This is a genomic window from Pseudomonas sp. BJa3, from assembly GCF_026343815.1.
Classification (GTDB): Bacteria; Pseudomonadota; Gammaproteobacteria; order Pseudomonadales; family Pseudomonadaceae; genus Aquipseudomonas; species Aquipseudomonas soli.
Map to the genome: position 1 here is coordinate 15,846 of NZ_JAOXMC010000024.1, position 24,651 is coordinate 40,496.

The 24,651-nt window shown below is 64.0% G+C and carries 20 protein-coding genes; 9 read left to right on the forward strand and 11 right to left on the reverse strand.

Features of this window, described 5'->3' with window-relative positions; translation table 11 throughout:
• Genes OH705_RS23800 through OH705_RS23815 form a run of 4 tightly spaced genes read left to right on the forward strand, consistent with a single transcriptional unit; the run spans nt 1 to nt 4,185 of the window.
• Nucleotides 1–924 (forward strand): LysR family transcriptional regulator, encoded by a 924-nt coding sequence (locus OH705_RS23800; protein WP_028693074.1) that lies wholly within the window; start codon nt 1–3, stop codon nt 922–924.
• Nucleotides 925–937: 13 nt separating this feature from the next.
• The gene (locus OH705_RS23805; RefSeq protein WP_094010026.1) at nt 938–1,750 is read left to right on the forward strand and encodes an alpha/beta fold hydrolase; all 813 of its coding nucleotides are present in this window, start codon (nt 938–940) and stop codon (nt 1,748–1,750) included.
• Entirely contained in the window at nt 1,744–2,301 is a 558-nt protein-coding gene (locus OH705_RS23810; protein ID WP_094010027.1) for a peptidylprolyl isomerase, read from the forward strand. Before OH705_RS23805 ends, OH705_RS23810 begins: the two co-directional genes overlap by 7 nt.
• 51 nt (nt 2,302–2,352) lie before the next feature.
• Nucleotides 2,353–4,185, forward strand: a complete 1,833-nt coding sequence (locus OH705_RS23815; RefSeq protein ID WP_267303113.1) for an ABC transporter ATP-binding protein — start codon at nt 2,353–2,355, stop codon at nt 4,183–4,185.
• Between the two features lie 110 nt (nt 4,186–4,295).
• Here the strand turns inward: OH705_RS23815 and OH705_RS23820 are convergent, their stop codons facing one another.
• Nucleotides 4,296–5,423: a GNAT family N-acetyltransferase gene (locus OH705_RS23820; RefSeq protein WP_267303114.1), complete on the reverse strand. Its 1,128-nt coding sequence runs from the start codon at nt 5,421–5,423 to the stop codon at nt 4,296–4,298.
• Nucleotides 5,424–5,662: 239 nt separating this feature from the next.
• Here OH705_RS23820 and OH705_RS23825 point away from each other — a divergent pair, with 239 nt between their 5' ends.
• A complete protein-coding gene (locus OH705_RS23825) occupies nt 5,663–6,907 on the forward strand; it encodes a putative porin (RefSeq protein ID WP_046856651.1) in 1,245 nt (414 codons plus the stop codon).
• 186 nt (nt 6,908–7,093) lie between these two features.
• On the opposite strand, the gene OH705_RS23830 is transcribed toward OH705_RS23825, so the two are convergent.
• Together OH705_RS23830 and hrpA are read right to left on the reverse strand one after the other, a co-directional pair.
• Nucleotides 7,094–8,215: a beta-ketoacyl-ACP synthase III gene (locus tag OH705_RS23830; RefSeq protein ID WP_094010028.1), complete on the reverse strand. Its 1,122-nt coding sequence runs from the start codon at nt 8,213–8,215 to the stop codon at nt 7,094–7,096.
• 218 nt (nt 8,216–8,433) lie between these two features.
• On the reverse strand, nt 8,434–12,339 hold the full coding sequence (gene hrpA / locus OH705_RS23835) for an ATP-dependent RNA helicase HrpA (RefSeq protein WP_267303115.1): 3,906 nt from the start codon (nt 12,337–12,339) through the stop codon (nt 8,434–8,436).
• Between the two features lie 468 nt (nt 12,340–12,807).
• Here hrpA and OH705_RS23840 point away from each other — a divergent pair, with 468 nt between their 5' ends.
• Together OH705_RS23840 and OH705_RS23845 are read left to right on the forward strand one after the other, a co-directional pair.
• On the forward strand, nt 12,808–14,172 hold the full coding sequence (locus OH705_RS23840; protein ID WP_094010030.1) for a glutamine synthetase family protein: 1,365 nt from the start codon (nt 12,808–12,810) through the stop codon (nt 14,170–14,172).
• Nucleotides 14,173–14,198: 26 nt separating this feature from the next.
• Complete coding sequence (locus OH705_RS23845; protein WP_038705618.1) at nt 14,199–15,506, forward strand: NAD(P)/FAD-dependent oxidoreductase; 1,308 nt, start codon at nt 14,199–14,201, stop codon at nt 15,504–15,506.
• Between the two features lie 158 nt (nt 15,507–15,664).
• Here OH705_RS23845 and fadD1 read toward each other — a convergent pair whose 3' ends face one another.
• Nucleotides 15,665–17,362 carry a long-chain-fatty-acid--CoA ligase FadD1 gene (gene fadD1, locus OH705_RS23850; protein WP_094010032.1) on the reverse strand — a complete coding sequence of 566 codons (1,698 nt, stop codon included), beginning with the start codon at nt 17,360–17,362 and terminating at the stop codon, nt 15,665–15,667.
• A 354-nt stretch (nt 17,363–17,716) separates the two neighbouring features.
• Nucleotides 17,717–19,405 carry a long-chain-fatty-acid--CoA ligase FadD2 gene (gene fadD2, locus OH705_RS23855; protein ID WP_267303116.1) on the reverse strand — a complete coding sequence of 563 codons (1,689 nt, stop codon included), beginning with the start codon at nt 19,403–19,405 and terminating at the stop codon, nt 17,717–17,719.
• Nucleotides 19,406–19,606: 201 nt separating this feature from the next.
• Here fadD2 and OH705_RS23860 point away from each other — a divergent pair, with 201 nt between their 5' ends.
• Both OH705_RS23860 and OH705_RS23865 read left to right on the forward strand, forming a co-directional pair.
• The gene (locus tag OH705_RS23860) at nt 19,607–20,551 is read left to right on the forward strand and encodes an alpha/beta hydrolase (protein ID WP_267303117.1); all 945 of its coding nucleotides are present in this window, start codon (nt 19,607–19,609) and stop codon (nt 20,549–20,551) included.
• A gap of 33 nt (nt 20,552–20,584) precedes the next feature.
• On the forward strand, nt 20,585–21,055 hold the full coding sequence (locus tag OH705_RS23865) for a MaoC family dehydratase (RefSeq protein WP_267303118.1): 471 nt from the start codon (nt 20,585–20,587) through the stop codon (nt 21,053–21,055).
• A 38-nt stretch (nt 21,056–21,093) separates the two neighbouring features.
• Here OH705_RS23865 and OH705_RS23870 read toward each other — a convergent pair whose 3' ends face one another.
• From OH705_RS23870 to OH705_RS23895, 6 genes are all read right to left on the reverse strand, one after another.
• Entirely contained in the window at nt 21,094–22,332 is a 1,239-nt protein-coding gene (locus tag OH705_RS23870; RefSeq protein WP_104444333.1) for an RNA polymerase sigma factor, read from the reverse strand.
• Nucleotides 22,333–22,378: 46 nt separating this feature from the next.
• Nucleotides 22,379–22,723, reverse strand: coding sequence for a YciI family protein (locus OH705_RS23875; protein WP_023631072.1), 345 nt, complete (start codon nt 22,721–22,723; stop codon nt 22,379–22,381).
• A 46-nt stretch (nt 22,724–22,769) separates the two neighbouring features.
• Nucleotides 22,770–23,195 (reverse strand): YybH family protein, encoded by a 426-nt coding sequence (locus OH705_RS23880; RefSeq protein ID WP_023631071.1) that lies wholly within the window; start codon nt 23,193–23,195, stop codon nt 22,770–22,772.
• A gap of 133 nt (nt 23,196–23,328) precedes the next feature.
• Nucleotides 23,329–23,970 carry a LysE family translocator gene (locus OH705_RS23885; RefSeq protein ID WP_104444335.1) on the reverse strand — a complete coding sequence of 214 codons (642 nt, stop codon included), beginning with the start codon at nt 23,968–23,970 and terminating at the stop codon, nt 23,329–23,331.
• A 74-nt stretch (nt 23,971–24,044) separates the two neighbouring features.
• A complete protein-coding gene (locus OH705_RS23890) occupies nt 24,045–24,377 on the reverse strand; it encodes a type II toxin-antitoxin system HicB family antitoxin (protein WP_023631069.1) in 333 nt (110 codons plus the stop codon).
• Nucleotides 24,374–24,628 (reverse strand): type II toxin-antitoxin system HicA family toxin, encoded by a 255-nt coding sequence (locus tag OH705_RS23895; protein ID WP_023631068.1) that lies wholly within the window; start codon nt 24,626–24,628, stop codon nt 24,374–24,376. The genes OH705_RS23890 and OH705_RS23895 overlap by 4 nt, the downstream gene beginning before the upstream one ends.
• Nucleotides 24,629–24,651 lie beyond the last annotated feature (23 nt).

A 24,651-nucleotide genomic window follows, 5' to 3' on the forward strand; every position in this document is an offset into this window, starting at 1 on the left:
ATGAAAGCACCGCGCGTTACCCTGGATCAGTGGCGGACCCTGCAGGCGGTGGTCGACCACGGCGGGTTCGCCCAGGCCGCAGAGGCCCTGCACCGCTCGCAATCGTCGGTGAGCTACACCGTGGCGCGCATGCAGGAGCAGCTGGGCGTGCCGCTGCTGCGCATCGACGGGCGCAAGGCGGTCCTGACCGAAGCTGGCAGCGTGCTGCTGCGCCGTTCGCGGCAACTGGTCAAGCAGGCCAGCCAGCTGGAAGACCTGGCGCATCACATGGAGCAGGGTTGGGAAGCCGAGGTGCGCCTGGTGGTCGACGCCGCCTACCCCAGCGCCCGCCTGGTGCGCGCCCTGGCAGCGTTCATGCCGCAGAGTCGCGGGTGCCGGGTGCGCCTGCGCGAAGAGGTGCTGTCCGGCGTCGAGGAAGTGCTGCACGAAGGCATCGCCGACCTTGCCATCAGCAGCTTCAACATCGGTGGCTACCTGGGTACCGAACTCAGCCCGGTGGAGTTCATCGCCGTCGCCCACCCTGAACACGCCCTGCACCGCATGGGCCGCGAAATCACCTTCCAGGACCTGGAAAGCCAGTTGCAGGTGGTGATCCGCGACTCCGGTCGGGCCCAGCCACGTGATGTCGGCTGGCTAGGCGCCGAGCAGCGCTGGACGGTAGGCAGCCTGGGCACCGCGGCGACCTTCGTCGGCAGCGGCCTGGGCTTTGCCTGGCTGCCCCGGCACATGATCGAGCGCGAGCTGCGCGAAGGCGTGCTCAAGCCCCTGCCGCTGGATCAGGGGGGCAGCCGCCATCCACTGTTCTACCTTTACTCCAGCAAGGAAAAGACCTTGGGCCCGGCCACGCAGATCCTTATCGAACTGCTGCGCAACTTCGACACCGCGCCGCTGGACGTGCCCTTCGCAGCCCCCCCGCAAGCCTGAGAGGACCGCGCCCATGGCCGTTTTCGAACACCAAGGATGCCAGTTGCATTACGAGGAACACGGTCAGGGCGAGCCCCTGGTGCTACTGCACGGGCTGGGTTCGAGCAGCCAGGACTGGGAACTGCAGGTGCCCGAGCTCGCCCGCCAGTACCGGGTGATCCTCATGGACATCCGCGGCCACGGGCAATCGTCCAAGCCTCGCTCGGGCTACCAGATAAAGACCTTCAGCGAGGATCTCCTGGCTCTGCTCCGTCACCTGGACACCGGCCCGGTGCACTTCGTCGGTCTGTCCATGGGCGGCATGCTCGGCTTCCAGTTCGCCGTCGACCACCCCGAGTGGCTGCGCAGCCTGTGCATCGTCAACAGCGCCCCGGAGGTCAAGCGCCGCACCCGCAGCGACTGGATCTGGTGGCTCAAGCGCTGGAGCCTGGCGCGCCTGCTCAGCGTCGAGACCGTCGGCAAGGGCCTGGCCGAACGGCTGTTTCCCAAGCCGGAGCAGGCCGAACTGCGGCGCAAGATGGCCGAACGCTGGGCGCGCAACGACAAGCGTGCGTACCTGAAAAGCTTCGACGCCATCGTCGACTGGGGCGTACAGGAACGCATCGGCCAGATCCGCTGTCCCACCCTGGTGATCGCCGCCGACCACGATTACACACCGATACAACTCAAGGAGCGTTACGTCGCCCTGATGCCCAACGCCAGACTGGCGGTCATCGACGATTCGCGGCACGCTACGCCCCTGGACCAACCTGAGGTCTTCAACCAGACCCTGCTGCAGTTCCTCGCAGCCGCTTCCACCCCTCAAGGATCATTGAGCCCATGCTGAAAAAACTTCTGCTCACCGCCTGCTCGGTCGCCTTCGCCACCAGCGTCATGGCCTCGGACAAAACCCCGCATGTGCTGCTGGACACCAGCTTCGGCCAGGTCGAAATCGAGCTGAACGCAGAAAAAGCGCCGATCAGTACCAAGAACTTCCTCCAGTACGTCGACAGCGGCTTCTACAACAACACCATCTTCCACCGTGTGATCCCGGGCTTCATGGTCCAGGGCGGTGGCTTCACCGACCAGATGGTGCAGAAGAGCACCCAGGACCCAATCCGCAACGAGGCCAGCAACGGCCTGCAGAACACCCGTGGCACCCTGTCCATGGCGCGTACCTCCGACCCGAACTCGGCCACCAGCCAGTTCTTCATCAACGTCGCCGACAACGACTTCCTCAACCCGGGCCGCGACCGTGGCTACGCGGTGTTCGGCAAGGTGACCAAGGGCATGGAGGTGGTCGACCAGATCGTCAACTCGCCGACCACCGTCAAGAAAGGCATGCGCGATGTGCCGGCGGATCCGGTCTACATCAAGTCGGCCAAACGCATCGATTGATCCCGCGCCGCACAGGGACGTGAGTCGGGTCGAACAGGAGTGTCGTCACCCATGCTGTACCGTCGTTTCGAGCAGTTGATCGACATCTTCCGCGAGGCGCCGAGCGAGGCGCCTCCCGGCAAGGTCTGGCCCTTCTATCTCTATTATTTGCGCCAGGTCTGGCCGAGCTTCGTTGCCTTGCTGATCGTCGGGCTGATCGCCTCGCTGATCGAGGTGGCGCTGTTCAGCTACCTGAGCCGGATCATCGACCTGGCCCAGGGCACGCCCAACGCCAACTTCTTCAGCGAGCACAGTGGCGAGCTGATCTGGATGCTGGTGGTGGTGCTGGTGCTGCGGCCGGTGTTCTTTGGCCTGCACGACCTGCTGGTGCACCAGACCATCAGCCCGGGCATGACCAGCCTGATCCGCTGGCAGAACCACACCTATGTGCTCAAGCAGAGCCTGAACTTCTTCCAGAGCGACTTCGCCGGACGCATCGCCCAGCGCATCATGCAGACCGGCAACTCCCTGCGCGATTCGGCGGTGCAGGCGGTGGACGCGCTGTGGCATGTGCTGATCTATGCCATCAGCGCACTGGTGCTGTTCGCCGAGGCCGACTGGCGGCTGATGCTGCCGCTGCTGGTGTGGATCGCCTGCTATATCGGCGCGCTGTACTACTTCGTGCCACGGGTCAAGGAACGCTCGGTGATCTCCTCCGACGCCCGTTCCAAGCTGATGGGGCGCATCGTCGATGGCTACACCAACATCGCCACGCTCAAGCTGTTCGCCCACACCGACTACGAGCAGCAGTACGCCCGCGAGGCGATCAGCGAACAGACCGAGAAGACCCAGCTGGCCTCGCGGGTGATCACCAGCATGGACGTGGTCATCACCTCGCTGAACGGCCTGCTGGTGGTCGCGACCACAGGCCTTGCCCTGTGGCTGTGGAGCCAGTCGCTGATCAGCGTCGGTGCCATCGCCCTGGCCACCGGCCTGGTGATCCGCATCGTCAACATGTCCGGCTGGATCATGTGGGTGGTCAACGGCATCTTCGAGAACATCGGCATGGTCCAGGACGGCCTGCAGACCATCGCCCAGCCGGTCACCGTCAGCGACAGGCCCCACGCGCCGGCACTCAAGGTCAGCCGCGGCGCGGTGCGCTTCGACCATGTCGACTTCCACTACGGCAAGGGCGGCAAGGTGATCGATGCCTTGAACCTGGATATCCGCCCCGGCGAGAAGATCGGCCTGATCGGCCCGTCCGGCGCCGGCAAGTCGACCCTGGTCAACCTGCTGCTGCGCCTGTACGACATCGACAGCGGGCGCATCCTCATCGACGGCCAGGATATCGCCGAGGTCAACCAGGCCAGCCTGCGCGCGCAGATCGGCATGATCACCCAGGACACCTCGCTGCTGCACCGCTCGATCCGCGACAACCTGCTGTACGGCCGGCCGGATGCCAGTGACGAGGAAGTTTGGGAGGCTGTACGCCGGGCAAGGGCCGACGAGTTCATCCCGCAGTTGTCCGATGCCCAGGGCCGTACAGGCTTCGATGCCCATGTCGGCGAGCGCGGCGTGAAGCTCTCCGGCGGCCAGCGCCAGCGCATCGCCATTGCCCGGGTGCTGCTGAAGAACGCGCCGATCCTGATCATGGACGAGGCCACCTCGGCGCTGGACTCAGAGGTGGAGGCGGCGATCCAGGAGAGCCTGGAGACGCTGATGCAGGGCAAGACGGTCATAGCCATCGCACACCGCCTGTCGACCATCGCCCGCATGGACCGGCTGATCGTGCTGGACAAGGGACATATCGTCGAGAGTGGCAGCCACACCGAGCTATTGGCGCAGCGTGGCCTGTATGCGCGACTGTGGCATCACCAGACGGGTGGGTTCGTCGGGGTGGATTGAAGCCTGCCTGGTTGGAAGACGTGGGGCTTGCCCCGCGATGGCGGTGGCCAGGGCGGACGCCATCGCGGGGCAAGCCCGCTCCCACGCCCCGATTTCTTGTGGAAGGGGAATCAGTCCTGGCGGTACGGCAACATCTGCCGCGCCTCTTCGGCATACGCCCTCACCCCCGCCCGCTCCTGCAGCAGAAAATCCTCCACCGCCCGGCGCAATCCCGGATGCAGCAGGTAATGCCACGACCGCGTGATCACCGGCTCGAAGCCGCGAATCAGCTTGTGCTCACCCTGGGCCCCGGCATCGAAACGCTGCAGCCCTTCGCCTATGGCGAAATCCATGCCCTGGTAGAAACACGTCTCGAAGTGCAGACGGTCGAACTCATCCAGGCACCCCCAGTACCGCCCATACAGGCTGTCACCGCCGATCAGGCTGAGCGCCATGGCTACCTCGCGCCCCTGCTGGCGGGCGATGACCACCCGGATGGCCTCGGGCATGCGCTCGGCGATCAGGCTGAAGAATTCACGGGTAAGGTAGGGCGCGCGCCGGCGCACGGCGTAGGTGTTGGCGTAACACAGGTAGACAAAATCCCACTGCGCCTCGCTCAGCTCGTCGCCCCGATACCAGGCGAAGTCGATCCCCTGCCCCGCCACCTGTTCGCGCTCCTTGCGCATCTGCTTGCGCTTGCGTGAGCTGAGGGTGTCGAGAAAGTCCTGGAAGTCCCGATAACCCCGATTGCGCCAATGGAACTGGCAACCCAGGCGTTCCATCCAGCCTGGCAGACCGGCGAGGGCCTCATCCAGCGCAGTGTCGGTGAAGTTGATATGCGCACCCGACAGCCCCCCCTTACCCAGATACTCGGGGATGGCCTGCAACAGCAACAGGCCATCGCTCGGGTCGGCGGCCAACAGGCGTGGGCCGCTCACCGGGCTGAACGGCACCGCACCCAGCAGCTTGGGGTAGTAGGCGATACCTGCGCGCTCGCAGGCATCGGCCCAGCCGTGGTCGAACACGTACTCGCCGAAGGAATGCCATTTGCGGTACGCAGGCAGCAGCGCCCGCACCTCACCGTCGCGTTCCAGCACCAGGTGTTCGGCGGCCCAGCCAGTGTCAGGCACCACGCTGCCACTGTCCTCCATGGCCGTGAGGAAGGCATGGCGCAGGAACGGCTGGGCGTCAGGCACCAGCGCGTCCCAGGTGGTCGCCGGCAGGTCGCGCAGATGGGCAAGGCTGTGGAGGCTGATCACGTTTGCAACTCGCTGAAAAGAGAGTGCCAGTATTGCCAAGTCGACCGTGACACTCAAATGACGGCCGCTTTACTTAACAACAGTGCCACTGTTTAGACATTATTCTGTCATTAGCCCCCGCAATACTTGCGCCTGTTTTCCGGAACCCCAGAACCTGTCTAGTCAGGCCCTTTCCGAAGACATGCCAACTTGGGGGCGGGCGCTTGAGCCTCCCCACTTTTTCCAACAGGGAGAACCTTATGCGTCTTGTTTCTACACTTACCGGAGTGAGCCTCACCGGCATGATGCTGGCTCTGAGTACTCCGGCCAGTGCTGCTGTCGACGCCAAGCTGCTCGAAATGCTCCGCGCCAATGGCTCGATCAACCAGGCGCAGTACAACGAACTGCAGGGCGACCTGGCAAAGGAAACCAAGGAAAAGGCCGACCAGAAAGCCCAGTCCGAGCGCATGAGCTCGTTCGAACAGAAAGTGGCGTGGGCCGCCAAGACCCAGATCAAGGGTGATGTGCGCCTGCGTTACGAAGACGTCAACGTCGACAACCCGATCTCGCGCAGTGGCAACCAGGACCGTGAGCGCGTCCGCGCCCGTGTCGGCTTCTACAGCGAGATCAACCCGCAAGTGGATGCCGGCGTGCGTGTGGCCACCGGCAGCAGCGCCGATGCCCGCTCGACCAACCAGAGCCTGGACAACTACTTCGAGAAGAAATCGCTGTGGGTCGACCTGGCCTACCTCGACTGGCACCCGACCGCCATCCCCAACCTGCACCTGATCGGCGGCAAGATGGCCCAGCCATGGGTGAGCATGGGCGACATCATCTGGGACAGCGACATCAACCCCGAAGGCGTGGCGGTCACCTACAAGACCAACCTGGGCGCCACCGAACTGTTCGGCAGTGCCGGCCACTACACCCTCAAGGACAACGTCGACGGCGACGGCGTGCAGTTCAAGCACGACGCGCAGCTGTACCACGGCCAGCTGGGTGCCAAGTTCAACGCGGCCGACACCCTCAAGTTCACCGTGGGCGGCAGCATCTACGGCTACGACAACGACAAGGAGTCGACCGTCCTGCGTGCCTTGGGCAACACCACTAACGAGTTCAACCTGGTGGAAGGTTTCGGCCAGGTGGACTTCACCGGCTTTGCCATCCCGCTCTCGGCCTATGGCCAGTTCGTCAAGAACACCGAAAGCACTGACGGCAAGGACAAGGCCTGGCTGGCGGGCCTGAAAACCAAGGTCGGCGCCTGGAGCCTGGACTACAACTACCGCGACGTGCAGCGTAACGCGGTGGTCAGCGCCTTCACCGATTCCGACTTCGGCAACGGCTTCACCGGTTCGCGTGGCCACAAGTTCAAGGTCGGCTACGAGATCGACAAGAACTTCTCCCTGGGCGCGGCCTACCTGATGGCCAAGACCGACTTCTCCAACCTGCCGAACAGCGATGCTGACGTAGACACCCTGCAGGTGGATCTGGAAGCGAAGTTCTAAGCGCCAGGCTCCTTTGCTCCACCCTGAAGCGGGAAATGCTGACCCCATCCAGCATTTCCTGCTTTTTTTTGCCTGCAATGAACGTGGGAGCGGGCTTGCCCCGCGATGGCGTCATCAACCCTACCGCTGTGCAAGGGCTGATGACGCCATCGCGGGGCAAGCCCGCTCCCACGAGTCAGACAAGCATCAATGCTTGCGCAGGATCACGCTGCCAATCGAATAACCCGCGCCGAACGAGCTCAGCACACCCAGCGCCCCCTTGGCCAGGTCATCCTGGTACAGGTGGAAGGCAATCACCGACCCTGCCGAACTGGTGTTGGCATAACGGTCGAGGATCACCGGCGCCTCTTGCTCGTCCACTTCCCGGCCCAGGAGTTTCTTGACGATCAGGTGGTTCATGCTCAGGTTGGCCTGGTGCAGCCAGAAACGCTGGACGTCGCTCGGCTGCTGGCCGTTCTCTTCCAGATGCTGGCCGATCAGCTCGGCGACCTTGGGGCAGACTTCCTTGAACACCTTGCGGCCTTCCTGCACGAACAGCTTGTCGCGCGTGCCGATGCCCTCTTCCGCGGCGCGGTTGAGGAAGCCGAAGTTGTTGCGGATGTTGTTGGAGAACGCGGTCCACAGCTTGGTGCTGACGATATCGAACTGGTGCGCCGAGGTGGCCAGGTCGGCACGTTCGATCAGTACCGCGGTGGCGGCGTCACCGAAAATGAAGTGGCTGTCGCGGTCACGGAAGTTCAAGTGGCCGGTGCAGATTTCCGGGCTGACCACCAGCACCGCGCGGGCCTGGCCCAACTGCACGCTGTTGGCGGCCGTCTGGATGCCGAAGGTGGCCGACGAACAGGCGACGTTCATGTCGAAGGCAAAACCCTCGATACCGAGCGCCTGCTGCACTTCGATGGCGATGGCCGGGTACGGGCGCTGCAGGTTGGAGCAGGCGACGATCACCCCGTCGACATCGGCGGCAGTGCGCCCGGCGCGCTCCAGCGCCTGACGCGCAGCGGCAACGCCCATTTCGCAGAGGATCGACTGTTCGTCGTTGGAACGCTCCGGCAGGCGCGGTTTCATGCGCTGCGGATCGAGGATGCCGGCCTTGTCCATGACGAAGCGGCTCTTGATGCCCGAGGCCTTTTCGATGAAGGCGGCATCGGACAGCGGCGCCGCCTCGACTTCGCCACGCTCGATGGCGGCGGCATTGTCACGGTTGAAACGCTGTGCCCAGGTGTTGAAGGACTCCACCAGTTCTTCGTTGGAAATGCTCTGGGCCGGGGTGTATAGGCCGGTGCCGCTGATGACGACGTTGTGCACGGTCGTTCCTCTGGTCAAAGGCCATCGCCATGCGGCGCAGGCCGGGAAAAGGGCAACATAATGGCACCTTGGTACCAATTCGCAGACGAGGGCTGGGCCCTCGATCGCTGGCAAGCCAGCTCCCCTCAGTTCAATGCGTACCCTGTGGGAGCTGGCTTACTAGCGATGGGCCGCAAAGCGGCCCCAAATTCCGTCAAGTTTGCCACAAGTTGCAACGGTTAGGCTTCCACCTGACTCCACTGCTTGCTCAGTCGCTTGTCGGAAACCGGAACCTTGGTCCCCAACTGCTGGGCAAACAACGACACCCGGTACTCCTCCAGCAGCCAGCGGTACAAGGTAAGTTGCTCATCGCGCTTGCCTTCCTGGGCATGCTTGTCGGCACGGGCCTGGTATTGCGCCCAGCAATTGGCCAGCTCGCCACTCCACACCCGGTCCTTCTGTACCTGCGAGCCCAGCTTCTCCAGGCGCAGTTCCACTGCCTTAAGATACCGCGGCAATTCCTTGAACCAGGCCCCCGGCGTCTCGCGCACGAAGCCCGGATACACCAGGTTGGCCAGTTGCTGCTTGATATCGTTGAGTGCCACCGCCTGGCTCAGGTCGATCTTGCCCTTGAAGCGCTTCTGCAAGCCATGCCATAGCTTGAGCACCTCCAAGGTCAGGCGCGCCAGGCGTTCGGCATGCTCGCTCCAATTGCCGCGCTTACGTTCGGCCAGCGAGGCCAGGGCGGCGCCATCACGGGGCAACGGGTCTTCGCCTTCGAGCACGCAACTGTCGAGACTGGCCAACAAGATATCCTCCACCAGTGCCTCGACCCGGCCCAGTTCGCGATACAGCAAGCCCAGCTCGGTCAAGCCCGGGAGCTTGCCGCGCAGGAACTTGGCCGGCTCGGCCAACTGTTGCAACAACAGCCGCTGCAGGGCACGTCGGTGCTGGAACTCGGCCTCGGCCTGGGTCGAGAACCGCCCCTCGCGCACCGTGCCATTGTCCTCGACCAGTGCCGGATACACGGTCATCGACAGCCCGGCGATCTTCTGCTGGGCGGTCTGCGCCACTTGCTCGAATACCTTGGCCTGCACCGGCTGCTCGGCCTTGTCGTTGCGCGGCAAGGCCAGGGCGGCCTGGCTGGCGGCAGCAAAACGGGCAGTCAGTTCGACCAGGTCGCGGCCCTCGCCGAGGAACTTGCCCTGGGCATCGACCACTTCGATGTTCATGCGCAGATGGCCCTCCACCAGCGCGGTCGCTTCCGCCCAGGCCTCGTCGGACACCCGCGCCCCGGTCATGCGCAGCAGCTCATGGCCCAGTGCCTGGGGCAACGCGCCCTGGCCGAAGACCATGCGCGACAGTGCCGCCTTGACGAAGTCCGGCACCGGCACGAAGTTCTTGCGCAGGGCCTTGGGCAGGTTGCGCACCAGGGCGATGCACTTGGCCTCGAGCAGGCCCGGCACCAGCCATTCCAGGCGTTCGCCCGGCAGGTTGGGCAGCAACGGCGCCGGCACCCGCACGGTCACGCCGTCACGTGGATGGTTCGGTTCGAAGTGGTAGCTCAGCGACAGGCGCAGTTCGCCCACCTGCAAGTGATCCGGGTACTGCGCTGCGGTGACCTCGCTGGCCTCGCGGGCCAGTACGTCCTCCTCGCGCATGATCAGCAGGTTGGCGTCCTTCTGGCTGGTCATCCGGTACCAGGCATCGAAGGTCGCGGTCTGGTGGATCTCCGCGGGCAGGCGCGCTTCATAGAAGGCGTACAGGGTTTCTTCGTCAGCCAGAATGTCGCGCCGACGGGCCTTGGCCTCCAGTTCGTCGAGCTGCTCCAGCAGGCGCTTGTTGGCCGCCAGGCACTTGGCCCGAGACTGGATCTCGCCACCGACCAGGCCATCGCGGATGAACAGCTCGCGGGAAGTGACGGGGTCGATCGGGCCGAAATGCACCGGGCGGCGTCCGACCAGGATCAACCCGTACAAGGTGATCTGCTCGTAGGCCACTACCTGGCCGCGCTTCTTCTCCCAGTGCGGCTCGAAGTGGTTCTTCTTGATCAGGTGGGTGGCCAGCGGCTCGATCCAGTCCGGCTCGATCTTGGCCACCATGCGCGCATACAGCTTGGTGGTTTCCACCAGTTCGGCGGCCATCACCCATTGCGGCCGCTTGCGACCAATGCCCGACGACGGGTGAATCCAGAACCGCCGCTGGCGTGCGCCTTGGTAATCGCCCTCCTCGGTCTTCTGGCCGATCTGGCTGAGCAGGCCGCTGAGAATCGCCTTGTGCATGCGCTGGTAGTCGCAGGCATCCTTGTTCACCGTCAGTTGCAGGTCGCGGCAGATCAGCGCCAGCTGGCGGTGGGCGTCGCGCCACTCGCGCAGGCGCAAATAGTTGAGGAAGTTCTTCCGGCACCAGTTGCGCAGCGGGTTTGCGGTCAGCGCCTGGCGCTGCTCCTCGAAACCGCGCCACAGGTTGACCAGCGCGGCGAAGTCGGAGTCGACATCCTTCCACTGGGCATGGGCCTGGTCGGCGGCCTGCTGGCGCTCCGGTGGGCGTTCGCGCGGGTCCTGCACCGACAGTGCGCTGGCGACGATCAGCACTTCCTGCAGGCTGCCCTGGCGGGCACCTTCGAGCAGCATGCGACCCATACGAGGGTCGATCGGCAGACGCGCCAGCTGGCGGCCCAGCGGTGTCAGCTGGTTCTCGCGGTTGACCGCCGACAGTTCCTGCAGCAGGTTGAAGCCGTCGCTGATGGCCTTGCCATCCGGCGGCTCGATGAACGGGAAGGCGTCGATGGCGCCCAGGCGCAGGTGCAGCATCTGCAGGATCACCGCCGCCAGGTTGGTGCGCAGGATCTCGGGATCGGTGAATGCCGGCCGGCCGTTGAAGTCATCCTCGCTGTACAGGCGGATGCAGATGCCCGGCTCGACCCGGCCGCAGCGGCCTTTACGCTGGTTGGCGCTGGCCTGCGAAACGGCTTCGATCGGCAGGCGCTGGACCTTGGCGCGGTAGCTGTAGCGGCTGATGCGGGCGGTGCCGCTGTCGATCACATAGCGGATGCCCGGTACGGTCAGCGAAGTCTCGGCGACGTTGGTCGCCAGCACCACCCGCCGGCCGCTGTGGGTCTGGAAGATCCGCTGCTGCTCGGCCGGCGACAGCCGCGCATACAGCGGCAGTATCTCGGTGTGGCGCAACTGCGCCTTGCGCAGGATCTCGGCGGCATCGCGGATCTCGCGCTCGCCGGGCAGGAACACCAGCACATCGCCCGGCCCCTTGCCCTGGCTGCGCTCGTACTGGGCAATCTCGTCGAGGCTGGCGAGGATCGCCTGGTCGACCGAGAGGTCTTCCTCGACCTGGTTGCCCTCCTCGTCCTGTTCGCTGGTCAGCGGGCGGTACCAGGTTTCCACCGGGTAGGTACGGCCGGACACCTCGATGATCGGCGCGCCGTCGAAGTGCTTGGAGAAGCGCTCCAGGTCGATGGTCGCCGAGGTGATGATCAGCTTCAGTTCCGGACGGCGATGCAGCAGGGTCTTGAGGTAGCCGAGCAGGAAGTCGATGTTCAGGCTGCGCTCGTGGGCCTCGTCGACGATGATCGTGTCGTAGCGCTCGAGGAAGCGGTCGTGCTGGGTCTCGGCCAGCAGGATACCGTCGGTCATCAGCTTGACCAGGGTGTTCGAATCGCTCTGGTCCTCGAAGCGCACCTGGTAGCCCACCAGCGCCCCCAACGGCGTGCCCAGCTCCTCGGCGACCCGCGCCGCCACGCTGCGCGCGGCAATCCGCCGAGGCTGGGTGTGAGCGATTAGGCCATGGCTGCCGCGACCCAGCTCCAGGCAGATCTTCGGCAACTGGGTGGTCTTGCCCGAGCCGGTCTCGCCAGCGATCACCAGCACCTGGTGCTCGGCCAAGGCCTTTTTGATCTCGTCGCGCTTGGCGGCGATGGGCAGATTGTCGTCGTAGCGAATGCTCGGCACGCTCTGCTGGCGCGCGGTGACCTGGGCGCAAGAGGCCTGGACCTTTTCCACCCACTGCGCGAGCTTGCCCTCATCGGGACGCTTGCGCAGCTCGTGCAATTGCCGGCGCAACCGATGGCGGTCGGCGATCATGGCGTGGTCGAGGTTCTTCAGCAGTTGGTCGATGGCGTGGTCTGTCATGGGACTTTTTTAATGATGCAGGCGAGTGCTGCTCTTTCATGATCGGCAGGCGTAAGGGGCACGATTGTCGCAGATTTGCCAGCGGGATGCTGCCTGTTGCGGCTGTGACACAGGCCAGGTCCGCCCTGGGCACTGCAACTCGAATGTTTAACAATCAATGGAATGAACGTCGCCATTCACTGATTTAATCAACCTTACCGGCCATGTGAGTATCGAGCGATGCTTCCCGACCCGACGATCGCCCGCCCGCTGCCCCAACCTTCGCTGCCGAAGGCCAGGGTCCGTGCCGGCGAAAATCCGCTGGTGCACATCATCCTCGCCTTCTGGGCCCTGTGGCACTGCCGCCACGCGCGCCCACCGGACACTTCGCTCACGCATCCCTGACCCTACCCGGCCACCACTGGCCGATTGACTCAGCCTGACCGCCCACCTGCGCGGCGGTCCTGCGTGCCTCAGAGCGAATCCACCATGCACTTTGCCCCTGCCGAGCAAGCCAGGCGTTTCCTGGCCGACAACCCCGATATCGACCTGATCGAACTGTTCATCCTCGACGCCAACGGCGTACCCCGTGGCAAGCTGCTGCATCGCGAGGAACTGCTGGCGGTGTTCGACAGCGGCCGCCCGCTGCCCAGCACCATCCTCGGCCTGACCCTCAATGGCGACGACGTGGAAAACTCCGGTCTGGTCTGGGACGTCGGCGACATCGACTGCCGCGCCTACCCGCTGGAGGGCAGCCTGGTGCGCCTGCCCTGGCGCCGGGTGCCGACCGCCGCCGTGCAGGTCAGCATGCACCCCAGCGAAGGCCTGCCGGCCAGCGTGGCGGATCCGCGTCATGTGCTGCTGCGGGTGATCGACGCCCTCAAGGCCGAGGGTTATCACCCGGTGATGGCCTGCGAGCTGGAGTTCTACCTGCTCGACCAGCAGCGCGACGCCCAGGGCCGCCCGCAGCCGGCGCTGGACAGCGACGGCGGCCGTCCGCGCGAGACCCAGGTCTACGGCCTGCGCGAACTCGAGCAGATCGAACCGTTTCTTGCCGACCTCTATGCCGCCTGCAAGGCACAGGGTATCCCGGCCCGCACGGCGATCTCCGAGTACGCCCCCGGCCAGGTCGAAATCACACTGGAGCACGGCGATGCGCTCCAGGCGATGGATCAGGCCGTGCGCTATAAACGCCTGGTCAAAGGCATCGCCAACGCCCACGGCATGCAGGCCTGCTTCATGGCCAAGCCGTTCACCCAACTGGCCGGCACCGGCATGCACATGCACCTGAGCCTGGCGGACGCCGCTGGCAACAACCTGTTCGCCAGCGAAGACAAGGCTGGCACCCCACTGTTGCGCCAAGCGGTGGCTGGCATGCTGCGTCACCTGCATGAGTCGTTGCTGCTGTTCTGCCCCAACGCCAACTCATTCCGCCGCTTCCAGGCCAACAGCTATGCCCCGCTGGCACCGACCTGGGGTGTGGACAACCGCACCGTCAGCCTGCGCGTGCCCGGCGGCCCGGCCAACAGCCGACATGTGGAACACCGCATCTGCGGCGCTGACGCCAACCCCTACCTGGCCGCCGCCGCGATACTTGCTGCCGCGCACCAGGGCATCCGCGAACAGCTCGATCCCGGCGCGCCGGTCGAAGGCAACGGCTATGCCCAGGCCAGCGAGTACCTGCCCACCGACTGGCTGACTGCCCTGGAAGCTCTGGAACAGTCGGCCTGGGCCAGGGAGGCGCTGGGCGAGGCCTTCCTCGGCGTGTACCTGAAGGTCAAGCGTGCCGAGTACCGCCAGTTCATGGCCGAAGTCGGCGAACAGGACTGGCGCTGGTACCTGCATCAGGCCTGACAGACGAACTACAACAAGGAACACCCATGAACGCAGCACTGAACAACAGGCCGGCCCAGCGCGCGCCGTCCTACTACAGCGCCACCCTCAATGATGCAACCGAATACCCCACGCTCAAAGGCACGGTGCAGGTCGACGTGGCGATCATCGGCGGCGGCTTCACCGGCGTGGCCACTGCGGTGGAGCTGGCCGAGCGTGGCCTGAAGGTAGCCATCGTCGAGACCAACCGCATCGGCTGGGGCGCCAGCGGGCGCAACGGTGGCCAGGTCACCGGCAGCCTGTCGGGCGACGAGGCCATGCGCACGCAGATGCGCGACCGCCTGGGCGCCGAGGTGGACGACTTCATCTGGCACCTGCGCTGGCGCGGCCACCAGATCATCGAACAGCGGGTCGAGCGCTACGGCATCCAGTGCGACCTCAAGCACGGCCACCTGCACGCGGCGATGAAACCGTCGCACATGACCGAACTGCGCGCCTTCGAGGCCGAAGCCCAACGCCGCGGCATGGGCGACCTGGTGCAATTGCTCGACCGCGAGGCCATGCAGCAGCACCTGCAAAGCCCGCTGTACCTCGGCGCGTTGAAGAACCGCCGCAACCTGCACCTGCATCCGCTCAACCTGTGCCTGGGCGAGGCCCGCGCCGCCCATGGCCTCGGCGCGCTGGTGTTCGAGAATTCCGAAGTGCTGGAGATCATCCACGGCCCCCGCCCGGCCGTGGTTACCGCCAGCGGGCGCATCGAGGCACGACAGGTGATGCTGGCCGGCGACGTCTACCACAAACTGGAAAAACGCCAGCTGAAGGGCAAGATCTTCCCGGCCATGGGCGGCATCGTCACCACCGCGCCACTGGGTGACCTGGCCGACCAGATCAACCCGCAGGATCTGGCCGTGTACGACTGCCGCTTCGTCCTCGACTACTACCGTCTGACCGCCGACAAACGCCTGCTGTTCGGCGGCGGCGCCAACTACTCCGGGCGCGATTCGCGAGACATCGAGGGCGAGCTGCGCCCATGCATCGAGCGCACCTTCCCGGCGCTCAAGGGCGTGCCGATCGAGTTCCAGTGGAGCTGCGCCATGGGCATCGTGGTCAACCGTATCCCGCAACTGGGCAAGCTGTCGGACAACGTCTGGTACTGCCAGGGGTACTCCGGGCACGGCATCGCCACCAGCCACATCATGGGCGAGATCATGGCCGAGGCCTTGACCGGGACGCTGGAGAAGTTCGATACCTTCGCGGCATGCAGGCACATCAAGGTGCCGATGGGTGACTTGCTGGGCAATCCGCTGCTGGCGGCGGGGATGTGGTACTACCAGATGCTGGAGAAGCTGCGCTGAGCTTCATTTCGCAAAACAGGAGCGGCGGTGCGCCGGTGCGACTTGACCAGCGATGGCGTCGGCTCGGGCAACTACGTTGCCTGACCTGACGCTATCGCGGGGCAAGTCGCACCGGCGCACCGCCGCTCCCACGTTTCAATCCCAAACCAGGCTGCAGATCAGGCGATCTTCTTCAGCCCCTGCTTCTTCAGTTCTTCGTCACGCAGCTCGCGGCGCAGGATCTTGCCGACGTTGGTGGTCGGCAGCGCGTCGCGGAACTCGATGGCCTTGGGCACCTTGTAGCCGGTGACGTTGGCGCGCATATGCTCCATGACCTGTTCCTTGGTCAGCATCATGCCAGGTTTGACCACGATGAATACCTTGATCACCTCGCCGGACTTCTCGTCCGGCACACCGATGGCCGCGCACTGCAACACACCCGGCAGCGTGGCGAGCACGTCTTCGAGTTCGTTGGGATACACGTTGAAGCCGGATACCAGGATCATGTCCTTCTTGCGATCGACGATGCGCATGTAGCCATCTGGCTGGATCAAGGCAATGTCACCGGTTTTAAGCCAACCATTGCCGTCGATGATCTCGGCGGTGGCATCTTCACGCTGCCAGTAACCCTTCATCACCTGTGGCCCCTTGATGCACAGCTCGCCCACCTCACCCAAGGGCAGTTCCTGGCCGTTGTCGTCGATGATCTTGCATAGGGTCGACGGCACCGGGATACCGATGGTGCCCACCTGGTTGGCCGAGATCGGATTGACCGCCGCCACCGGGCTTGTCTCGGTCATACCGTAACCTTCGCAGATGGCACAACCCGTCACCGCCTTCCAGCGTTCGGCCACGCTCATCTGCAGCGCCATGCCACCGGACAGTGTGATCTTCAGCGCCGAGAAATCGAGGTTGCGGAAAGCCTCGTTGTTACACAGGGCGACAAACAGCGTGTTAAGGCCGATAAAGCCGCTGAACTTCCACTTGCCCAGCTCCTTGACCATTGCCGGCAGGTCACGCGGGTTGCTGATCAGCACGTTGTGGTTGCCGATCAGCATCATGGCCATGCAATGGAAGGTGAAGGCATAGATGTGGTAAAGCGGCAGCGGAGTGATGAGGATCTCGCAACCTTCGTGCAGGTTCGAGCCCATCAGCGCACGGCACTGCAGCATGTTGGCCACCAGATTGCGATGGGTGAGCATCGCGCCTTTGGCCACGCCAGTGGTACCGCCGGTGTACTGCAGCACAGCAACGTCGCCGGGCTGCGGGTTGGCCTCGGTGACAGCGCCGCCCTTGCCTAGCGCCAGCGCGTCATTGAAGCGCACCGCGCCCGGCAGGTGGTAGGCCGGCACCATTTTCTTCACGTACTTGATCACGCTGTTGATCAACAGGCGCTTGAGCGGTGGCAACAGGTCGGCCACTTCGGTGACAATGACGTGTTTGACTTGGGTCTTGGGCACCACCTTTTCAGCCAGATGCGCCATGTTGGCCAGACACACCAGTGCCTTGGCGCCGGAGTCGTTGAATTGGTGCTCCAGCTCACGCGCGGTGTACAGCGGGTTGGTATTGACCACGATCAGCCCGGCACGCATGGCGCCGAAGACAGCTACAGGGTACTGCAGGACGTTGGGCAACTGGACCGCGATGCGGTCACCCGGCTTCAGGTCGGTGTGCTGCTGCAGCCAGGCGGCAAAGGCGCCGGACAAGGTATACAGCTCGCCGTAGGTGATGGTCTTGCCCAAGTTGCTAAAGGCAGGTTTGTCGGCAAAGCGTTGGCAGGATTGCTTGAGTACCGCCTGGATATTGGGGAACTCGTCAGGATTGATGTCCGCCGTGACCCCGGCTGGGTACTTATCCTTCCAAAAATGTTCGATCATGGAAGCCCGCTCCTTCAGCAACAGCGAATTCGGTACGCGACGATGCGCTTATTATTGATATGAGAGGCCGGCTCATTGCAAACCGGATCCTCTGAAAGCGCGCCGAGAGTAACAGCTTTGAAAGGGGTCGCCTAGAGGCCGAAATGGGCCGACAGGTCACAAAAATGACTCAATGAAAACTTCAGGTCATTTTTAGAGTAATTATACGAAATGTCGCAAATCCGCCTGAAAGCCCTGGCCTAGAGGGTCTGTGAAAGTGAACCTGACCTGCGATGGCGTCGACTCTGGGGGAAACTGTCGTCCAGGCTGACACAATCGCGGGACAAGTCACACGGCACACCGCCGCTCTTACTTTCAGGCGATGTCCCGCAATTCCCGACGCAGGATCTTGCCCACCGGGGTCATCGGCAGCGACTCGCGCAATACAATGTGCTTGGGCACCTTGTAGCCGGTGAAGTTGGCTTTGCAGAATGCCTTCAGCTCGTCCACGCTCACCCCGCCCGCGCGCGATACCACAAACAACTTCACCGCTTCGCCAGTACGCTCATCCGGCACGCCGATCACCGCGCAGCTGGCCACTTGCGGATGCCCCATCACCACATCCTCGATCTCGTTGGGATACACGTTGAAGCCCGAGACGATGATCATGTCCTTCTTGCGGTCGACGATCCGGGTATAACCATCTGGGTCAATGACCGCGATGTCGCCGGTCTTCAGCCAGCCCTCCCCATCCAGCACCTCATCGGTGGCCCCAGGCTGCCGCCAATAGCCCTTCATCACTTGCGGGCCTTTGATACACAGTTCGCCGCGCTCACCCAAAGGTTGCTCAAGGCCGTCGTCGTCGATCACCTTGAACGCGGTGCCAGGCACCGGAATCCCCACCGTTCCAAGGCGCGCCAGTTGGCCATAGGGGTTGGTGCTGGCCGCCGGCGAGGTCTCGGTCAGCCCATAGCCTTCAACGATGCGGCAACCCGTGAGCGCCTCCCAGCGCTCGGCGGTGGCCTTGACCAGGGCGGTGCCGCCAGAATTGGTGATTTTCAGTGCAGAGAAATCCAGGGTTTTGAACCCCGGGTTATCCATAAGGGCGACGAACAGCGTATTCAGGCCTACCAACGCCGAGAACCGCCACTTGCCCAGTTCCTTGATGAACCCCGGAATGTCGCGGGGGTTGGTGATCAGCACATTGTGGTTGCCGGTCACCATCATGCACATGCAGTTCGCGGTAAACGCGTAGATGTGGTAAAGCGGCAGCGGCGCGATCATCACCTCCTGCCCTTGCTTGATCAGCGGCTGGCCATCTGGCCCGTGCTGGCCGAAACAGGCCAGTACCTGAAGCATGTTGGCCACCAGATTGCCATGGGTGAGCATGGCCCCCTTGGCCAGGCCCGTGGTCCCGCCGGTGTACTGCAGCACCGCGACATCGTCGAGTGTCTGCGCCACCGCCTGGTGACCGAGACGTTGCCCCTGGCGCAGGACGTGCTTGAACGACACCGCCTGGGGCAAATGGTAGGCCGGCACCATTTTCTTCAGCTTGTCGACCACGGTGTTGATCAGCCAGCCCTTGGCCGTCGGCAGCAAGTCGCCCATCTTCGCTTCGATCAGGTACTCGATGCCGGTGTCGGGCAGCACCTCCTGAACGCGCTTGCCAAACATGTTCAGGTACACCAGCGCGCGAGCGCCGGAGTCCTTGAACTGGTGGCGCATCTCGCGCTCGGTGTACAACGGGTTGGTGTTGACCACCACCAGCCCGGCGCGCAAGGCGCCGAAAACGGCTATCGGGTATTGCAGAACGTTGGGCATCTGCACCGCGATGCGGTCGCCCGGCACCAGGTCGGTGTGCTGCTGCAACCAGCCGGCGAAGGCCGCCGAGTAACGGTCGAGGTCCGCGTAGCTCAGGGTGACGCCGAGGTTGCTGTATGCCGGCCGGTCGGCGAAGCGCTTGCAGGAGCGCTCGAAAACGTCGACGACTGACGTATAGGCATTCATGTCAATGGTGGAAGGCACGCCCGCCGGGCGCTTGTCGTTCCAGAAATTGGCTTGCATTTATTGTTGTTCCTCTACCGGGACGTCCCTGACCTGATCGCCTGATGGCAAAAAGGTGTTCAGCCGACGTTAGCAGCTCTGTCGAGGGTGGCAAATACGCCAAGTGCCGCCATTAACATTGTGAATCTCTTTTCTGCCCTTCCTGCAATCGGGCGCTTTGCGCATACACTGTTGGCGAACCTCCGCGCGCAAGGATCCGCCATGCCCCATGACGCCTTCTGGCTCCCCGCCAGCGAGCATTGCAGCCTCCATGTTCATCAATGGCTGCCCTCCACACCGCTCAAGGCCGTGGTGTTGCTGGCCCACGGCATGGCAGAACATGCCGGGCGCTACCAGCGCCTGGGGCATGCGCTCAACGCTGCCGGCTACGGACTCCTCGCCCCCGACCTGCGCGGACATGGACGTACCGCCGAGCTGGGGAGCCTGGGCCTGTTCGCCCGCCATAATGGCTGGAATGCCGTAGTCAACGACCTTGGGCTATTGGCCCAGCACGTCGGCCAGCAGTTCCCGGGCACCCCGCTATTCCTGTTCGGCCACAGCATGGGCAGCTACATCGCCCAGGCCTACCTGCTCCACCACAGCGCCAGCCTGCAAGGCGCGATCCTCAGCGGCTCGAACTTCCAGCCGGCGGCACTGTACCGGGCCGCGCGCCTGATCGCCCGTTTCGAAGCCTGGCGCCAAGGCCCCCTTGGCAATAGCGCACTGATCGACTGGCTGTCGTTCGGCTCGTTCAATAAGGCTTTCAAACCCAACCGCACGGCATTTGACTGGCTCAGCCGCGATGCCGAGGAAGTGGACAAGTACATCGCCGACCCCTTGTGCGGCTTTCGCTGCAGCAACCAGCTGTGGCTCGACCTGCTGCAGGGGCTGGCGCAGATCAGCCAGCCCAGGCATCTCGGGCAGATCGACCCGAACCTGCCCATCCTGGTGATCGGCGGCGAATGTGATCCGGTGAGTGCCGGCAAGCGTCTCACCCATCTGGCCGACGCCCTGCGCGCGACCGGCAACCGTCATGTACAGTTGCGCATCTACCCCGGCGCACGCCACGAAGTGCTCAACGAAACCCATCGCGACGAGGTCACCGCCGAGATCATCGGCTGGCTGGAGCAGGCGCTGGCCCTTGGCCGCCCTGCCCGCAGCGAATGATCGGCCACCTCGCCGCCCCACAAGGAAGCCTCGATGCCCCAGGTCACCAACACCCCTTACGAAGCCCTCGAAGTCGGCCAGAAAGCTGAGTACAAGAAGTCTGTCGAAGAGCGCGACATCCAGCTGTTCGCCGCCATGTCCGGCGACCACAACCCGGTGCACCTGGACGCCGAATTCGCCGCCAAGAGCATGTTCCGCGAGCGCATCGCCCATGGCATGTTCAGTGGCGCGCTGATCAGTGCTGCGGTGGCCTGCACCCTGCCTGGCCCGGGCACCATCTACCTGGGCCAGCAGATGAGCTTCCAGAAGCCGGTGAAGATCGGCGATGAGCTGACCGTGCGCCTGGAAATTCTCGAGAAGCTGCCCAAGTTCAAGGTGCGCATCGCCACCAATGTGTACAACCAGAACGATGAGCTGGTCGTCAGTGGCGAAGCCGAGATCCTCGCGCCGCGCAAGCAGCAGACGGTCGAGCTGGTCAGCCCGCCGAACTTTGTCGCCAGCTGATTCACCTAGCTGGCCATCGCGGGCACGCTGGCGATAGCTCAGCCCAGTTCGCGTAACCGCCGTTCGATATGCCGCCGTTCCGGCCCCTGGCGGGTGAGCGTCAGCGCTTGCTGCCAGGCATCCCGGGCCTGATCGAGGTTGCCCAGCTGCCGGTGCAGTTCGGCGCGCGCGGCATGGGCCAGGTGATAATCACCCAGCTCGCCGCGCTGCAGGATTGCCTCCACCGCCTGCAACCCCACCTGCGCGCCGTCCCGCCTGGCCAGCGCCGCCGCCCGATTCAGCTCCACCACCGCTGATGGCCAGTGGCGCTGCAGCACATCGTACAGGCCGATGATCTCGTCCCAATCCGTGGCCTCGGCGCAAGGCGCTTCGGCATGCACCGCGGCTATGGCCGCCTGCACGGTATACGGCCCGAAGTCGCGACTGCGCAATGCCTGCTGGACCAGCTGGCTGCCCTCATTGATCTGCCCGCGATCCCACAGGCTGCGATCCTGCTCATCCAGCAGCACCAGCTCGCCATCGGCGGTGCTGCGCGCCCTCTGCCGCGATGCCTGCAGCAGCATCAGCGCCAGCAGGCCATGCACTTCGGCATCGGGCAGCAACTGGGCCACCAGGCGCCCCAGGCGGATCGCCTCATCGGTCAGCTCGCGGGTGGTGACATCTTCGCCCGCCGAGGCCGAATAGCCTTCGTTGAACACCAGGTAGATGACCCGCAGCACGCTTTCCAGGCGCTCGGGCAGCTCGCTCAGTTCCGGCACCTGATAGGGAATCTTCGCATCGCGGATCTTGGCCTTGGCACGCACGATGCGCTGGGCGATGGTGGCCGGGCTTTGCAGGAAGGCACGGGCGATCTGCTCGGTGGTCAAGTCACACACCTCGCGCAGGGTCAGCGGTACCTGGGCGTCAGAGGCCAGTGCCGGGTGGCAGCAGGTAAAGATCAGCCGCAGACGGTCATCGGCCAGCAACGTCTGCTCGCCCGGATCGTCGGCTTCGCGTTCGAGCAACATGATCAAGTCGGCCTGGGAGCGGTCGAAACGGGCACTTCGGCGCAGCGCATCGATGGCCTTGAAGCGGCCGACAGACACCAGCCAGGCCCGCGGATTGTCGGGGATACCATCGCGCTGCCAGCGCTGCACGGCAATGAAGAAGGCATCGTGCATGGCCTCCTCGGCCAGGTCGAAGTCCCCCAGCAGGCGGATGAGGGTCGCCAGGATCCGCCGCGAATCACGGCGGTAGACAGCCTCCACCTCCTGGCGGACTTGCGCTTCCCCCACCATCAATCGGGCTTTCCCTGGTGACTCATGCGGCTTTTCTCCCGTTGCGTCAGGGCTGCAGTTCACGCACCGGCCGAACCTCGACGCTGCCCACCCGGGCTGCCGGGATGCCCTTGGCGATGTTCAGCGCCTCGTTGAGGTCACGGGCGTCGACCAGGTAGAAACCGGCCAGTTGCTCCTTGGTCTCGGCGAACGGCCCATCGGTCAGGCTCATGCGACCGGCGCGTACACGTACCGTGGTGGCCGTTTGCACAGGCTTGAGCGCCTCGGCGGCGAGCATGCGCCCGCTGCCCTGGATGGATTCGGCGTAGGCCATGCATTCGGCGTCTTCGGGGCTGTCTGGCAGGCTGTGCAACAGCGCTTCATCACAATAGACCAGGCACAGGTATTTCATGATCGTCTCCAGCAGGTCGGCTCGGTGCGGTGGGCGATGAGCGGTATCAGGGCTTGAGGTCGAACAAGGCTTTTTGCGTTTCCATGTCGAACGGCGCCGACCAATGCTCGTGGATCACTTGCCATTGACCGCCGCTGCGCCGATAGCCGACCGTGGCGCGCATGAAACCGCACTGGCTTTCGTCGTCGCCCGGGCCACAGCGGTTGAGCCAATGGGCCAGGGCCAGGTCGCCGTCGGCGTATACCTTCAGCTCTGCCAGTTCGAAGACCATCGGCCCCGTGCACATGCCCATGCACATTTCCCAGTGTGCACGGTAGGCGGCCTTGCCCTTGAATTGCAGGGCCTGGATGGCATCGAAGGCGAGAATGTCGTCGGCATAGGGTGCCACGATACGGTCCACGTCGCGCTCGCGCACGGCCTGCATCCACTGTTCGATCAATTGACGAAGTTCAGTTTCGGCTGCGCTGTTCATCGGTGCTTCCTCCCAGCGTTCAACAATGATTGGCGCCGGTGCATTCCGGCGCCTTCACCCATGGTCGAACGGGAAAATGGAGAATCGACAACCCGATGAGAAAAAAGTCAGCAGCACAGAATCTCCAGAATAATCAGACCGGTACTGCCAGGATGAATTCGCGGTAACCGGAAAGCACCACGTAACCGGCGAAATAGCAGAAGATCGCCGCCGACAACAGGTACGACCAAGTCAGCAGGCGATCGCCAAGCAGTCGCCCGCCATGACTGGCGATACCGCACAACGAGACACACCAGAGCAGCCCGGCGGCAAAGAAGCCACCGAGGAACAGGCCCGCATCCAGCGCGCTGCCGGCGCCGGAGCGGGAGATCAGCACGCCGCCGACTGCGGCAAACCAGAGAATCGCGCTGGGCGATGACATGGCCAGGAAGATCCCGCGCAGGAACTCACGCCAGCCTGATTCGACCACTACCTGGCCACGCGACTCCAGGTGCCCGCCGCGCCACGCCGCCAGCAGCATCTTCACCGCGAACCACGCCAATAACGCGGAGCCCCCCAGCCACAACGTCCAACGCACGCTTTCGAACTGCAGCAAAACGGTCATGCCGGCCAGGGCCGCAATGGCGTAGATGAGATCGCCGACGCAGGTCCCCAGTCCAAGCCAGAAGCCCTGAAGAAACCCCCGCTGCATGGCCAGGGTAATCATGGCGATGTTGGCCACGCCGATGTCCAGGCACAGGGACAGGCTGAGGAGGAAACCATTGGAAAAGGGCATGGCAGGCTCGACTGCGGACGAAAGTCAGCGATTGAACCTGAATGCCCCCTGGCGGTACAGGAGGAATTTGCAGGTCAGGCCATCGCCGCCTGCTCGAAGACCTCGTCGGCCCATTGGTTCAGGCTCTTGCCGGCTACCCTGGCGGCAAGGCTGGCGGCAGCGTGCACTTCTGGGCGGATGCGCAACATGACCTTGCCCGAGGCCGGTTTTTCGGGAGTGACGCCCTGTTCGGCGCAATCGGCCAGGTAGTCGTCGAGTGCCTCACGGAACGCCTCGTGCAACGCAGGCACGGCGCTGGCGTGGAAGCTGATGATGTCCCGCAGGCCGAGCACGCGGCCGACGAAAATATCGTCACGCGCGTCGTACTCGATGCGGGCGGCATACCCTTTGTATCGCATGCAGCTCATGGTCGGACTCCCGCCCGCAGCAGGAACTCGCGGGCCTCTTCTATCTGATATCGCCTGGCGTCCTTGCCAGGATGGGGGCGGTGGCAGCGCCAGCACTGCTCGCCCAACAGCATCTTGACCCTGGAACCCTGCCGTTCCAGCACCTGGCCGCCAAGATGCAGCACCAGAGCCTCGATTTCGGCGAACGGCAATGTGGGTGTGGTCGGGGCTCTGAAGATGCTGTCCAGAATCTTGCGATATCGAGTGTTCATCGGAAAATGCTATCAAATAAAGA